14 protein-coding genes are annotated in these 14,155 nt (G+C 29.5%); 3 read left to right on the top strand and 11 right to left on the bottom strand.

All coding sequences use genetic code 11. The features are described from left to right. Nucleotides 1–97: 97 nt before the first annotated feature. Nucleotides 98–1,906: an NACHT domain-containing protein gene (locus BLW74_RS18205; RefSeq protein WP_089694704.1), complete on the bottom strand. Its 1,809-nt coding sequence runs from the start codon at nt 1,904–1,906 to the stop codon at nt 98–100. A gap of 58 nt (nt 1,907–1,964) precedes the next feature. Beyond that, complete coding sequence (locus BLW74_RS18200; protein ID WP_089694702.1) at nt 1,965–3,104, bottom strand: DUF3800 domain-containing protein; 1,140 nt, start codon at nt 3,102–3,104, stop codon at nt 1,965–1,967. 215 nt (nt 3,105–3,319) lie between these two features. Between BLW74_RS18200 and BLW74_RS18195 the strand changes: the two genes are divergently transcribed. Then, the gene (locus tag BLW74_RS18195; RefSeq protein WP_089694700.1) at nt 3,320–4,396 is read left to right on the top strand and encodes a restriction endonuclease; all 1,077 of its coding nucleotides are present in this window, start codon (nt 3,320–3,322) and stop codon (nt 4,394–4,396) included. A gap of 83 nt (nt 4,397–4,479) precedes the next feature. Further along, the gene (locus BLW74_RS18190; protein WP_089694698.1) at nt 4,480–5,064 is read left to right on the top strand and encodes a hypothetical protein; all 585 of its coding nucleotides are present in this window, start codon (nt 4,480–4,482) and stop codon (nt 5,062–5,064) included. A 187-nt stretch (nt 5,065–5,251) separates the two neighbouring features. On the opposite strand, the gene BLW74_RS18185 is transcribed toward BLW74_RS18190, so the two are convergent. The 3 genes from BLW74_RS18185 to BLW74_RS18175 are packed head-to-tail and all read right to left on the bottom strand — an operon-like array spanning nt 5,252 to nt 7,073. Next, on the bottom strand, nt 5,252–6,085 hold the full coding sequence (locus tag BLW74_RS18185) for a hypothetical protein (RefSeq protein WP_089694697.1): 834 nt from the start codon (nt 6,083–6,085) through the stop codon (nt 5,252–5,254). Continuing rightward, nucleotides 6,072–6,647: a hypothetical protein gene (locus tag BLW74_RS18180; protein ID WP_089694695.1), complete on the bottom strand. Its 576-nt coding sequence runs from the start codon at nt 6,645–6,647 to the stop codon at nt 6,072–6,074. The genes BLW74_RS18185 and BLW74_RS18180 overlap by 14 nt, the downstream gene beginning before the upstream one ends. A gap of 21 nt (nt 6,648–6,668) precedes the next feature. Further along, complete coding sequence (locus BLW74_RS18175) at nt 6,669–7,073, bottom strand: hypothetical protein (RefSeq protein ID WP_089694693.1); 405 nt, start codon at nt 7,071–7,073, stop codon at nt 6,669–6,671. A 428-nt stretch (nt 7,074–7,501) separates the two neighbouring features. On the opposite strand from BLW74_RS18175, the gene BLW74_RS18170 reads away from it, so the two are divergent. Then, a complete protein-coding gene (locus BLW74_RS18170; protein WP_139265768.1) occupies nt 7,502–8,245 on the top strand; it encodes a hypothetical protein in 744 nt (247 codons plus the stop codon). Nucleotides 8,246–8,258: 13 nt separating this feature from the next. On the opposite strand, the gene BLW74_RS18165 is transcribed toward BLW74_RS18170, so the two are convergent. The 6 genes from BLW74_RS18165 to BLW74_RS18140 all read right to left on the bottom strand — a co-directional run bounded on the left by BLW74_RS18165 (nt 8,259) and on the right by BLW74_RS18140 (nt 14,151). Beyond that, the gene (locus tag BLW74_RS18165) at nt 8,259–9,545 is read right to left on the bottom strand and encodes a hypothetical protein (RefSeq protein WP_089694689.1); all 1,287 of its coding nucleotides are present in this window, start codon (nt 9,543–9,545) and stop codon (nt 8,259–8,261) included. Between the two features lie 701 nt (nt 9,546–10,246). Beyond that, complete coding sequence (locus BLW74_RS18155; RefSeq protein WP_089694685.1) at nt 10,247–10,435, bottom strand: helix-turn-helix transcriptional regulator; 189 nt, start codon at nt 10,433–10,435, stop codon at nt 10,247–10,249. Between the two features lie 149 nt (nt 10,436–10,584). Then, nucleotides 10,585–11,424, bottom strand: coding sequence for a hypothetical protein (locus BLW74_RS18150; protein WP_089694683.1), 840 nt, complete (start codon nt 11,422–11,424; stop codon nt 10,585–10,587). A gap of 231 nt (nt 11,425–11,655) precedes the next feature. Further along, nucleotides 11,656–12,504, bottom strand: a complete 849-nt coding sequence (locus tag BLW74_RS18145) for a GLPGLI family protein (protein ID WP_089694681.1) — start codon at nt 12,502–12,504, stop codon at nt 11,656–11,658. Between the two features lie 199 nt (nt 12,505–12,703). After that, a complete protein-coding gene (locus BLW74_RS22550) occupies nt 12,704–12,841 on the bottom strand; it encodes a hypothetical protein (protein WP_167358467.1) in 138 nt (45 codons plus the stop codon). A gap of 458 nt (nt 12,842–13,299) precedes the next feature. Then, nucleotides 13,300–14,151 carry a thiopeptide-type bacteriocin biosynthesis protein gene (locus BLW74_RS18140; RefSeq protein WP_089694679.1) on the bottom strand — a complete coding sequence of 284 codons (852 nt, stop codon included), beginning with the start codon at nt 14,149–14,151 and terminating at the stop codon, nt 13,300–13,302. Nucleotides 14,152–14,155 lie beyond the last annotated feature (4 nt).

Raw genomic sequence — 14,155 nt, 5'->3', positions numbered from 1 at the left:
AACAAAAAATCCTTACTTTTGGAAGTAAGGACAGTATTGGATAACTGACAATTATTTTTAAACCCTAACTGTCAGATAAAGTCGTGGCTATTACATCTTATATGTCTAATAAATCTAGTGTTCCTTGTTGTTCTATTTCCAGAGAATTCTCAAAGTTTTTAATCCTATCTCTAATTTCATCATAACTGTTTGAGAAATCATTAATAACTTTATAGTTATTAATAACAGTTGCTACTACAGTTTTTTTAAAGTCTTCAATGCCTAGTCTTATCTCCCTGTCTCCTCTATTATTTATAATTTCTTCACCCTTATTTTTAAGATAGTATTCAAAGTCTGAATCTCCTTTTATTATTTCATCTATTGTCTTAAAGACATGAACGAAACTCATTCCATCTCTGACTAATGAGACTATATCAGCAGAGGCATAAGCAACAGATTTTAAACTATACTTTTTGTTAATTTTTTTGAATCCTAATTCTAATTTTAAAAATTCAAAAATATAATTCATTTTGTCTAAGTTACTTTCGATATCAAGTCTAAATCTTGATTTTATTTCTGGAATTAAAAAATATTTCAAAAAATAGATTTTATCTAGTTCCATACACATTTTATAAAAGTTTATATTACCTCCATTTGAAAACCTAGTTAGTTTTTTAAATTTGTCAGTATAAACATTTTGCTTTTGATTATCATCTAATGATTTTATTAATGATGCAGCAAAATACTCTTGTAATGATTTGTGAGGAAAAGTGTATACTAATCCATCAATTATAAGTATTGATAATGATATGTTGAGATCATAAATTATATTATCAATATCAGCATTAATATTAAATTTACCTACAATCTTCTTTATGTCATTACTTAATGATTGATAATCAAAACTATATTTCCCATCAAATAAGGTTATATATGATAACCAGAAAAGTATTTTTTCTAACTCTTCATTTTTTAAGCCTGACTTTCTTTCATGTTGCCAGCCTCCTGTTTTTGACAACGAGTCATGTCTAGTACATAAAGTGTCAAAAACATTCCAATAAAACCTGCTTTGTTGTTTGGGTAATTCTGGATAATTATTAAAGGTGAAGATAAACATTGATAATAATAGTGGGCTTGACAAATAATGTTTGTAATGCTTATTAGAAGTCTTTTCTATTTCCTGAATTATTTTGTTTGCAATCCCTTTGTTTTCATGCTTGTCAAATTGTAAATTTATAAATTCACTAATTTCGGTATTATCTAATGGGGAAATATCATAATTGTTAAATCTTTGAAAAGATTCAATCCCAGCACCTGGTCTTGATGTGATAACAAATTTATTATTGCTGTATCTATCTACAAAATTCTCTATGTCTGCTGTAGTTTTCTGTTTGTTAATAGAGAAAATTTCATCATAACCATCTAATATAAAAACGAAATTGCCTTCACTTAAAATTTGGTTAGTTATTTTATTACTGGGTGATATTTTATTATCGGTTATAATAGAATTAATTAAATCTTCAATAGTATTTTCTGAATTGTTTAATTGTCTTAGTTCAACTAAAATTGGCACTGATTTACAGTCTTGTGCATTTGAAATAAAAAGATGTTTTGTTAGCATACTTTTTCCACTACCAGCATTGCCAATTATGCTTACATACCTCTTACTATCGATTAATTTCTGTATGTCTTTTATACGTTTTTGATTTGATTGTATATTGACAGGAAAGTAAACATCATAAAACGGGACTCTCTGGTCTCTATAGATAAACGTTTTAATGTTTGAAAACTTGTCATAATAGTTATTGATGTATTTAACAAGTCCATTTTCATATATGAAAGCATATTCCTCACTTAATTCTTTTGCTTTTTTTAAAATAGGTTCTTTAAAAATGTTCATTAATGCAAAGCCTATAGATGTATTCATGTTTTTATAGTTGATGTTATATTTTCTAAAAATTAATAAGTATGTATTGATTAAGACGTTAGTTTTCTAATATATCAGGTTCCTTTAAAGCTTTAATAAACTTATGTATCTTATTGTAATTGGTAGAATCCATACTGATTTTTATTGCTTCATCAGCAATATTAGCCTTTTCTAGCATTGGAATGATGTAAGATAGATAGTGTTGAAAATATGAGCTGATATCTTGTTCATTAACAGCTATTTTATACCCACTCTTGCCAGCTTTTGATATGATTAAGACACCTTTATATCTTAAGTCTCTGATGTGAATTCTAATATTTTCTAAGCTCACATCTAGATTTAAAGCTCTTTTTATTTCATCTTTTAATTCATAAGTCTCTATTAACCGAGTTGGGAATATTCTAGATACGTATACTAAATGATTTACTATTACACTTTTGACTTTATCAATATTTCCCTCTCTAAACCTTTCAATTGTTTCTAAAACACTACTATATATTGATTTTGATACCTTGAAATTTTCTTCATTTTCTTCTTGATTGAGAATTGAATTATAAGGAAAGACAAGAGGTTGAAACAATTTCGATTCTAATGTATTAAACAATTCTTCCCAATTAGCATTTCTCTTAGATTCCGAATAAATCATCATTAATGAATTGGAAACTAAATCTGCTAATTGAATTAATTCTTCTTCCTCATCACTTTTTAAATGATAGCTGTTTTCCTGATTGAAAAGATTGGCTTGGAACTGTGGTATATTTGCAATTAAATATTTTTTTAAGCTTATTTGAAAATCGTCATTTCCAGTTGAATCAATAAACACTTGGAATGATGAAACTTTTCCTGCTAAATCATTTAAAAGAATTCTTTGAAAAAATTTTATAAAGCTAGTTTTAATATCTAAGCCTTTACTGAATAGGGCTTTTTTATCAATGATTAAAGAATGTATGTGGAAATCTAAGTTCTCACATAAGTATTTTAAGATTTGAATTCTCTTTGAAAAATTCTTACTTATTGCTCTATTGCTTGCTTTAATTACATGTCCATTTAGAAATTGCTGACTGATGTAGCTTCTAGCTTCTCTAGCTTTTTGTAGCTCTGACTCTTTAATAAGAACACAAGCATAAATGAAATGACTTATACCATCGTTTTTTGAAGGTGTTCCAGATTCATCACCAAATACATAATATTTCTCCATCTTTTAAGTTTCCATGTTGTTTCTATCAAAGATACAACAAACAGTGAGTAATTTAAATATTACCACTAATTATCCTAGATGAAAACATTTTAAGAGCGTTAGTAATAGTTTTAATGATAGGTGTAGGCTAAAATAATTAGTCTCATTTGGAGCACTTTTAAGGATATAATTTTCTATTTTTATTGAAAATTAGAATTACTAAACAAGAATAAGAAATGAATGTAAGTTTTATAGATAAATTAATTGATTGGAAAAACTTTGAAATATTTGTTGCAGATATGTATAGTGATTCTGAACAAGTTATTGTTGAACATAATGTCACATTAACTGGTAAATCAAATGCAAAAAGACAAATAGATGTGAGGGTAACTCAAAAGACAAAACTACATGAATATATTACAATCATTGAGTGTAAAAGATGGAAAAAACCCGTTACGAGGCAAGTAATAGACGTGCTTTTTGCATCAGTAGAAGACCTAAATGCAAATAAGGGGGTAATCTTTACTACTAAGGGGTACGAAGAGGGGGCAATTGAGTATGCAAAAAATAAAAATATCGATATTTTTATTATAAGAGATATTAGAGATGATGAATATGGACATACAGGTAAAGTATTTTCATTATATCTGCAAGTGTTCAATGGAAAAATTGAAAATATCGATGTCCCAAACACACTTTGGTATTCACCATTAAATTTGCTGCCAAAATCACAACCTCAAATGGAAATTCTTTTTACTGAAAAACAGACATACCCTGAACATTTACAATTGGTTAATTTAAATGGAGAGAAAGGAGAAAATTTGCTTCAGTTATTGATAGATATACGAACTGAAATTTTAAATAAATATATTCAATCCTTCAATTCACTGATAGAACCTAAAGAAGATGAAAATGAATTAGGATTGTCTACAAAAGTCATAGTTGATTTTAGTAATAGCCAGTATAAGCACCTGAAACATGAAGGAGGATTTATATTATTTGAAAAAATCATATTTGATTTTTATGGTAGTATTAATCAATCAAAAATAGACTTTGATAAAACCGAATCGGTTGACTTTGCTTTGATTGTTGAAAACTATATATCCAAACAAAAGAACTTTATATCTAAACATAAAAACGATGATAAAATAAAATTATCCAATCCAATAGAGAGTAGTAATTTTGAAAAATCTGAACTTGTCAATCCCAATAGTACAATAAAGTTAGCACTTGAACATTGGGTAGATTTTCAATTGAAAGATACAACAAAGATCCAAAAGACTAATGATATGAATATTAAAATACTGAATTAAGGGATTGATAATTAACATGACAGAGGAGCTCAGAAGGTATCAATTACTTTTTATAAATATTCGGTAGATTCAATAATGTAATTATGCAGGAATTAATTAATCATTATGATAAACTAATTTTAGGGATAAATAAAAACATTAAAGGTTTAAAGATTTACCCTAAAATATTAAATGAAGAAAGAAATCATAAATTTCACCTTATCCTTAACAAAATGCTGCATAACTCACTCGTGGTAAGTGATATTCTGGTAGGCTTAAAGTATTTAGATTTAAGTAATGTTTTAAATAATAGTATTGAAAGAGCTTACTTTGCAAGAATCGTAGCTCTTAATTCATATGAAATACTAATTAATTCTGGTAGACTTACTGGAAATAAAGATGTTAAAGAAATTCTAAAACAAATAAATGACAACAAAATAGATGAGGAGCTTAAACAAATCAAGATTAAAATACAAGCATTGAAGGAAGATGAAAAATATTTGAAAGAAATCAGAACAAACATCATTGCCCATAAAGACGAAAACCCATTTACTCAAATACAAGTTTTTCAGGATTTAGAACCTAAGAGAATATTTACAATTGGAAATAGTATTTTTAAATTGCATCTGGAATTAAACAAGATTTTCTTGAATATTCTTAACGAAATTCAGAATTTTGATAAAGGCTAACTTCTTATTAATTTCAAGAGCTTTTAATTTATTAAAATCCAACCTGCTATTTGTTTTTATCAAATATCTGATAATCAATATTTTAATATGTGAAATATTACATTTATGTTGCTACATATATAAGGGAGCCCAAAAATTCCCCCTAAAACTAGAGGGAATTTCTCTTTTCTAAAACCTCATAAAGGGTCTATGTTTGTCTTTCTATTTCTAAAGAATTTTTATCAGTAATAACAGCTTTGTAATTTGGGAATGTACGGGTAAATCTCAAGAGCTCCTCGAAATACCTGTCATACCTACGATTTAAGGGAATCATTTTTACATGGTCTTTCATTTCACCAGTAATAAACTCATTGAATCGTTTTTCCAGATTATCAACCAGAGATTCTCCTATAAGCTCCCTTAGATGAGGATTAATAAAATAATTAATACTAAATCTGGCTGATTTGTTACAATTTAAACCTATCTTTGCAAAAGGAGTTACAAATTCCTCTACTTTGGCAGTGTTATACCAATTTCTAGTTTCAGAAAAATCACACTCAATTCGGGTTCTTAAATGCTTAGCTTCTAAATAGCCTTGAATTTCGATCAAAAACCCTTTGATGTTATCGTAGTGCCACTTTGTAGTTTCGTTCGATTTTTGAGCCTCTAAAGTGGTAAGTTTGACAAGTTTTAGATTATGGTAGTTCTCCTCAAAAATTGAGACAAACATTTCTGAATCTAAATCAGGGATATTTCTTTTCATATCCAGAAACTCTAAAACTATCAGTTTCTCAATATCAGCAGTTGTAAAACCACATTTCCTCAGTATTGTTCGGTTTTCCAGAATTTCCATACGGGTTGGATAAACCTTGTTACTGGTTATATTTCCCTTTTTATCAATTCCATTCCAAGCCAAATAATCTATTATGAGTTTTTTAAATGGTGTAGAGTAATGATGTAAAGGAGGAAAAACATCACACTGCTGTTCTGGCACTGGAAGTAGCCAGTTATGGATTTTGTCATAAAATCTATTCCCTATCATGGCTGTTGTTTGTGTTTTTCTGTTTATTAGTTACAATAGCCCCGATGATTCCAGCCCCAACAATTAGGATAACAACGATTAAAACAGTGTTATCATTGCTCTGATTGCTCGGTTTCTGATAACCAGTATCTTTTTTAATGTAGCTTCCATCTGGTTGCTGATTGTAATACTGGTCTGCATCCACTTTTTCACCTTGAAAAGAGGGTGATTTATCCTCTGGGGAACTGAACGGGTCAACCTCAATACTCTGAGGGTTGTTTTGGGTATTTCCAGACTGATTATAGTTTCTATTTTCAGAAGGTGTTGCAGGTTGGTAGACATCTTCAAACTTTGCTACTTCAAGATTTTCAACCATTTCCTGAGACTTTTCTAACTTTTGCCCGATTTTACTTGGTTTATTATTTTTCAAAATCTCATCAACAGCCCTAATGCTCTCACTTTGAGTTTCTTTCATCCCAATTATAGGGTCTATTCCAGAAGGATTGGAATTGTAATAATCCTGTTGTGTTTGGGCTTTAGCAAGGAGTGTAAACAACACTAAGGGAAGTAATATTTTTTTCATATTAATTAATCTTAAAGTTGTTTATTCTTTATCCAAAAAGAAAGGAGTACTACCAACCCATTGAATCTTTGTATCACTAATTTTCTTGAATTTGTATTGCCCAGAGGAAGCACCTGCTGTTATTGTAAACTCATAGTAATAGTCAGAAATTTGTTCTACTACTTTAGCAGGTTGCCCCGTAGCTGCTGTCTGCTCTAAAATTGCTTTGTAGCTAGTGTAAGGAGTTACCAGAATAAAGTCATCATTGGTGAACTTGAAATACGTTGTTGATGTATTAGAAATTTTCCAGCTTCCTTGAATCCACTGAGGAGGGTGGAAATATACCGTTTGTATAGGGTTGTTTTGTTGTGGTGTTGTGGTGTCATCGTTGCTAGAACAGCTTACGAGAGAAGCAGCCATTAAGACTGCAAGAAATAAATGTTTCATATCAAATAGTTTAATTGATTTTAAAATTAATTTTTAATAATCCTATACCATTATGGGTTACCATAAAGGCAAAAAAAAAGCAAGTGGTTTCTCACATGCTCTAGTCTCGTTGGCTCGGCAAAGCCATATCACATAAAACAGGATAGCCACTTGCCATATGACATGACAAGTGTGCTAAACTATTTGCATTTTGTGATAAGGTTGAATTTTGCCGATTCACAAGACAAAAGCAAAAGTTTACACTTTTATTTTTTCGTTGAAGTAAGTTACAAAGATATTAATTCAAAGTGAATGTTTAAAATCTATTTTTTGTAAAACAGCTTTTAGAATGTTTCAGAAAGAAGTATAGAACTTAATTTCATTAAAAACTCTTATATTGGATTTCTGATATGGCTAATCAAATAGTTATTAAAAATCACATTTACGAAATGAAGTTACTTCCACGTTTAAGTAATAAAGTATTAGAATTTTTAAAAAGTCCTTATAAACCATTAGATAATCAGGTTTCAATAAGGGTAATTCCAATTTTGGCAATTTTTCCATTTGCAGGGTTTATCTATCTAGTTTTTTACATGAATAAATTTGGGGTTGGTTACGAATCCCTGTATTTTAATGTAAATGACTGTATTGCTATTTTGTATGAGAAAAGTGTCTTGTTTTTTTTAATTGCAATACTTTTGATAGGTGCTTCATTACCGTTACTGTCTGTTATCATTAGCTTTTTATTAGAAGATGAAAAAAAGGAAGAGTTTAAGAATTGGCAGATTTTGATTTTTGTTATATTATGTTTAGGCATACTTGTATTTACCTTTTATGAATTTAAAGTAATTCCAAAAAGAGGTGCTTTTTGGTTATCAATTCTTTTGTTTCTTGCAATTTTAATCTATTTATTTAAAAGTAAAATTGAAGGAATTGTAATGGGGGCTGTTTGTTTCATGCTCTTTTGTGTTCTGTATGCAGTAACTGATGCAGAAAGCAGGAAGAAAGAAAAACCAAAGTTTGATGTTGTATTAAAAGATGATAATAAGCCTCTAAAAATACTTTCAGAAACAGATAGTTGTAGATATTTTATAAGAAAGACATCAGATTATATCTTTATTATGGACTCTTGTAAAAACAAAGTTATAACCTATCCAACTTCAGATTTAAAATCAGCAAGTTTCACTCCTTAAATCATTATCTTATTTATTCAACAGAAACGGAGGGTTTTAATCCTGTAAATTCGAAAATACTTTCAATCATAATCCTTTTAACGTCATGAGTGTACTCTGGAATTGTCAGAATAGAGTCATGAATAGTATAAATAGGAATGTCTTTATTAAACTCCTTTATCTTGGTGGCTGTAATGTCTAAAATAGCCTCTGCTTCGAGGTTTTGAAGTAGTAGGGCTAGGGTATTATGATTTTTGGATTTGATGATTTCTATCACTTTGTAAATAGTTGGAAACTGTTCTCTAAACCATTTTTTCTCGGGGGTATAGTGGTTGTTTTTTGAAAACAAAATCTCAAAAGCAATAGGCTTCATTAAGTCCTTGGGGTTATCAAACCTGACATAGTTAACTTTCTTACTTTTATAATCATATTCCATTTTGATATAGTAGTCCCCAAATCCTTTTTCTTTCATCAATCGTTCACCTAAAACTTTGTAAAACGTGCCTGATACTACCAAATCATGAAAACTCTGAAACTCCTTATTACAGAGGCTTAAAAAGGATAGTTCTAAGATAATACTAGATTCTGTTTCTGTATTTTGTAGTTTTCTATTCTTAATCTTATGTAGTAATACCAACAGAAAGAATATTTGGGAGTTGCTAATATCAATGTTTTGGAGGCTCTGTCCATCGTATTTTAGATATTTTCTTAACTCCTTATTCATATTGGTTAGGTTGGTATGGAGCCTTTTGTCCTTGCTGTGGCAAATAAACCATTTATAGCCCTGTTCAAGGTTGAGAATAGTGTTTTCCATCCAAAGTCTTGATTTTGAAAACTCTGTGTTTTGCAGTTCTTGCCTTGCTCCTGTGGTATCAAAAGTGAATTTTTTATCATTGTACCATTTCCATAAGTGGTGATATTTTTGTTTTGCAGAAGGGAAAACCCTTGCTTTTAGTGTTTTGCTTATCTTAGTGTTTTTAACTGGATGGGTGTGAATTATCTCAAAGTCACACCATTTCTCATTGAGTCTAAAAAGGTTGCAATGACCGTTTTTTTCGTGAGTTGAATAATTGATTTTGTCTATAATCTTCTCATCTAGAAAGAGGTCAAGGTATTTGTTATAACCTTTTCCTGCATTCTTTTCCAGAATCCTTGATGAAAGACTAAGGTAGTCCCCATCTTGAAAATCCTTTCCATAATAGCCAAAGATAATTAGATTAAGAAGGTATAGAGCTATATCCTCTTTGAATCTAAAAGGGTACTCAAGCTTAGAAAGGTCAGATATTTTTTGTTTAATATTTTCTGGTATTAATAATTTCATATTTGTGCATGGGGTTTCAAATAATGTGAACACATCATTTCAAGAGTTTCTAAAATTTTTTAAGAGTTTGTTAAGAAAAAAAGACATAGCATTGGCTGTACAAAGTGCTTCACTATGTCTTTTTCGTTAACTTAAATTTTGGTAAAATGTTGATTTCCAATTTAATGAAGTAGGGGAGAATTACAATTAAAAATGGATTTTCTCATACTGGAAACCAATAAAGGAATTCCACAAAAGTGGGTTTTGATATTGTACTTTAATTGATGGGAGTCATGGCTCCATTGATAATACAGTCTGTTTTTCAATCCTAAAGACTTTCATTACATCTTTGTTAGTCCAGTTGAAATACCTCTGAATGGAGTTACCTAATACTGAATTCTTTTCGGACACTCTCAATTCAATGTTATCAATGTTCTTTTTCATTTGGATTGGTTTTTAGTACTATTTGTACAAAAAAATTTAATATATCTCCCTTTGTGAATAATGGGCACATGTCAGATGAGGTGAGCTTGTTTATCTTTTTGTATTGATAAAGCATAGTTCTTCCTTTTTTTAAGATGTCTTCTAAATCATCAAGAGTTAGTAGTTGATTGTTGTCGAATTTCATTGTCTTATTTATTTTATTAGTTAATGTTTTGTAAATAGCTACTGCTTTGTTGCTATTTTAGCCAACTAAAGCACTTCTATGCATTTGTTAATGGTTAATTGATTTTTAGTGATTCTGTTAAAAAAACTTCCACATCTTCCATTCTAAATAGTGGACTTTTTCCACACATTCCGTAAGGAATAAGTTTGCCCTCTTTTCGATATTGCCATATCATAGTTCTTCCTTTTTTTAAAATCTTTTCTAAGTCATATAGTGTAAGAAGTTCTTCATTCTTAAAATTCATAATTGTATAATGTTTTTATTGTTAGACTTGCAAATAGCTATTGCTGTATCGTAATTACAGTGCAAGTATACACACATTTTTATGACACCATCAATACAGTGTTATTGTGGTGTTATGTATGAGTTATAAAAATTAACAAACTTTAGTATTTACTCGACTAAAATAATTTTATGTGAAACCGAAGAAGGCTCTGTTCGTGTAAGGTAGTTTTTGATACTGTCATCTTTTGGAAAAGCCAACTTGCCCCTCCATTTAAACATAAAATGTTGTTGTATGAATTTCCCTGATATGGATTTAGGGGTTAATATTATTTCTTCTTCATGCATTTGTCTGAAAAAATAGATAACAGAATTAGCAGAACATGAAAATACTATAGGTTCTTTAATATCATCACCCTTTAAAAGTTTTATCAAATTGTCTTTTGAATTATTATCAAGAGTGTGCAATACAAGAGAGCTGATAAATCTATCCAAATATTTTTCCTGAATTTTTGGGCTAAATTTTGATTCTTTACTTTCAGTACTGAAATCCGTATTATTAGTTGACTCTTTTGCTGGTTTATCAGAAGGTAATATCAATGAAACATTTTTAAAAACCATTAATCTCATTTGAGATTTTATTAGATTGTCGTTGTCTTCAAAAGTTTTTTTATTAGATAAGCAATTAGCAACATAAAAATTTCTTTCATTAAATGTTCTAAGAGCTCTCATGAAACTACAATCCCATAGTGGATTGGGTTCAATGTCCAAATTTAACCCATTAGAATGCTCAATTCCTATTTTCCCTATTCTTTCAAAATTACGATAGGCTTCTTCCTGCCATGCATTAGCCTTTTCACTTGCTTTAGCTTTGTTAGCTTCTATAAGCTCAATTATATCAATATTGATTAATTCTTGTAACTGTATTAAAAAATTGTCAAGAGGTAAGTTTTGTCGATATGCTTCATGAAATAACTTAATGAAGCTAAAAATGGTAATAAGCTTTTTCAATAGAATGATTTTGTTGTCTCTTACAAAATAAGTAAATTTGTTGAAACAAAAAGGGATAGATTTATTAAAAGTGTACTCTATAGTGTCCACTGTTATAAATTTTATTTTTGTATATAATTGATAATCTATTTATTAGAAATACAAGCATGTAGTCCAGGTGGGACCACAGAAAATCAACCGCTTACATAATGTGAGCGGTTTTTTATTTTATAATCTAATCCTTGGAAGAGATTATTCTAATTCTATTGGATTTTCTCCTTTTTTCTTGATTTGCAGTTCTTTTTGCCTCTCAACAATAATTTTTCTTTGCTCAGGAGTAATATTGGTTCCAAGGCTTTCTAAGATTCCTAATGAATTTTCTCTGAAATTCTGTAAAGCTTTTTTCAATTCGGCTTTAGTTGTTACGGTAGAGTTGGTATATCTATTTTCATATATATTTATTAGTCTACCTTTTAAGTCAGTGTTTGAAACAGATTTTACAAGCTCAAAATCATAATCTCCCCTTTCATCTGTTATTTTGATTATTAGTCCAGGTAGCCCGCTGAATTTATAAGGCCCGTAAGGAAGAGGAATTTCCGTTGAGTACCAAGCAGTCCATTTCCTTCCTTTAAAATATATCTCTGCTTTTTTACAATTTATAGTGTTAATTACTTTTGTTTCATCTATAAGTTTCCAATTATTTATTATTGGTTCTTTATATGACAGTAATGACATTGCAACTCTTTGAAAAAATTGTATGTTTTCATTTGACTGTATGATAAGATAAGAAAACTTTGTTTGAGGCATTGGTATTCCTCTAAAATCAAAAATACCAGCTCCATTATTAATCGCTTTTTTGGATACTACCCCTGCTACTGAATCTCTCTTTGTAGAATTGATACTGCAAAAAAAAGTATGGTTATCAGCCACCTGTAATGAAAAAAATTCTTTATCTGTTTGATCAGGAGTCAGTTTATTTAATTTAGCCTTCATTAAATAAATAAACTCTCCGCGTAAAGAATCTTTTATATTTAACTGAGAATAAAATGGAATGCTATAAAATAAAATGAATAATTGAAATAACTTTTTATAGTATGACATAGATGTTGTTTTTAATTATAAAAATTGCACATATAGTTGTATATGTGCAAATAAAAAAATGTTATTTCTTAATGATTAGTAACCGTTTCCACAATAGATTGCTTCAACCATATCAGCCCAAACTTGTCCTTGTTCAGCAGACCAGTCTTGAGTTGTAGTGGCAGCTACGCCACAAGAAGTATAAGTGAAAAAGGTACTTTTAGGAGTTTTTTTTTGATTTTAATTGTACTGTTTTAGAAGATTTTACAGTTTTAAGACTTAAGCTCTTTGCAGGTGCTCCTTTTGCACTAAGAAGACCAGCAACTCCGAAAGCTGCTAATAAAATTAATTTTTTCATAATTGTTGTCTTTTTGTTTAATAAATCATAAACACTTGTATCTTCATAAATGCCATGGACTATTATAAAAGATACTTGAGCATATTTAAGACAAAGATTTATATTTTCATTACGGATTTCCGTAATGAAAACAATTTCGTTTTTTTAATTTGTAAAAACTACAATGTGAAAAAATAACCAGAAGGCAAAAGACTAAGTTCTATAATAGTATGCTCTTAGCTGTAGGGAATTTTTGTTTACTTTTTTAAAGATTGATATTTTGATTTCCTCACCACTAATAAAATATCTGGGCTCTCTCTGATATCAAATATTGTAACTGATCTTTTGCCTGTAAAAAGGCATGTTCCCGATCCATCTGGTAATATTCTGAAACCGCAGCCGGATTTTTTATAAAATCTTCTTCTAATTATTTATAGATTTAAGATAGTTATTTTTCTAAGTGACTAAAAAACTTCAAATTATTTTTTTAACAAATATCCTTTCTGGGTTTTGTAAAAACGCAGCAAATGATCGTAAACCACCATTTCAAATAGTCTTTGATGGGAAATAAACAACCTGTTGATATGCATATGAAAAATGCTTTTCAAGAAATCTCTGAGTTTTATTTCTAATAGATTATCCTTTTCCAATTTTACAAGTTCTTCAGGAGCTGCTGTAATTTCAGTGACCGTACTTTTTATTACATCTCTGATTTCTACAAATTCATCAGAATTAATAAAGTCAAAGTACTGAGGATAAAATTCATTATACTTTTTCTTTAACTGGTTATTTAAGTTTTTATCTGCATTGAATTCTGATTTGAAAGCACTTTCAGCACGCTTTGCAAACTCGGTTTTCTCTTCAAGGGAAAAATGGAATGCTGATAAAGTATGATCTATATAAAATAAAGAAGTAATGATCTTTTCTTCATCATTGTAGTCGAGGAAGTTTAAAATCAATTCGCTGCTTTTAAAAAAGAGATCCTCAGCAAATTCCATCGTATTTTCACCATACCGCTCAATTTCTCTTGAGTAAGTGTCTATAATGACAGAAGAGACTTCTCCTGATTCCAGATAGTCCTGAAATATTGAATTAATCATTTCTAAAATGCGGCTATAATTATCTGGATTTCGAATATTTAATCTTAGCCGGAGATGGGATTTAGGATCATTATATCGTATAAAAAACCATTTTTCAATGAGATCTTGATTTTTTAATTCTTCAAACAATGGTTCGAGGGCTTCCTGTAATAGAGTATCTGCAGTTTTGACTCCGGTGTAAATTTTAAAATAGAGCCACTCACTTCCCGGATGAAATTTTCTGATTATCATCTTA

This window comes from Chryseobacterium culicis, from assembly GCF_900108365.1.
Classification (GTDB): domain Bacteria; phylum Bacteroidota; class Bacteroidia; order Flavobacteriales; family Weeksellaceae; genus Chryseobacterium; species Chryseobacterium culicis.
This window is presented reverse-complemented; position numbering and strand designations above follow the sequence as displayed.

Coding starts and splice junctions, on each gene's coding strand:
- BLW74_RS18165 (WP_089694689.1), bottom strand. CDS start 9,545: ATGAAATTATTAATACCAGAAAATATTAAACAAAAAATATCTGACCTT.
- BLW74_RS18155 (WP_089694685.1), bottom strand. CDS start 10,435: ATGAATTTTAAGAATGAAGAACTTCTTACACTATATGACTTAGAAAAG.
- BLW74_RS18140 (WP_089694679.1), bottom strand. CDS start 14,151: ATGATAATCAGAAAATTTCATCCGGGAAGTGAGTGGCTCTATTTTAAA.
- BLW74_RS18200 (WP_089694702.1), bottom strand. CDS start 3,104: ATGGAGAAATATTATGTATTTGGTGATGAATCTGGAACACCTTCAAAA.
- BLW74_RS18185 (WP_089694697.1), bottom strand. CDS start 6,085: ATGATAGGGAATAGATTTTATGACAAAATCCATAACTGGCTACTTCCA.
- BLW74_RS18195 (WP_089694700.1), top strand. CDS start 3,320: ATGAATGTAAGTTTTATAGATAAATTAATTGATTGGAAAAACTTTGAA.
- BLW74_RS18180 (WP_089694695.1), bottom strand. CDS start 6,647: ATGAAAAAAATATTACTTCCCTTAGTGTTGTTTACACTCCTTGCTAAA.
- BLW74_RS18205 (WP_089694704.1), bottom strand. CDS start 1,906: ATGAATACATCTATAGGCTTTGCATTAATGAACATTTTTAAAGAACCT.
- BLW74_RS22550 (WP_167358467.1), bottom strand. CDS start 12,841: ATGAAAAAATTAATTTTATTAGCAGCTTTCGGAGTTGCTGGTCTTCTT.
- BLW74_RS18170 (WP_139265768.1), top strand. CDS start 7,502: ATGAAGTTACTTCCACGTTTAAGTAATAAAGTATTAGAATTTTTAAAA.
- BLW74_RS18145 (WP_089694681.1), bottom strand. CDS start 12,504: ATGTCATACTATAAAAAGTTATTTCAATTATTCATTTTATTTTATAGC.
- BLW74_RS18175 (WP_089694693.1), bottom strand. CDS start 7,073: ATGAAACATTTATTTCTTGCAGTCTTAATGGCTGCTTCTCTCGTAAGC.
- BLW74_RS18190 (WP_089694698.1), top strand. CDS start 4,480: ATGCAGGAATTAATTAATCATTATGATAAACTAATTTTAGGGATAAAT.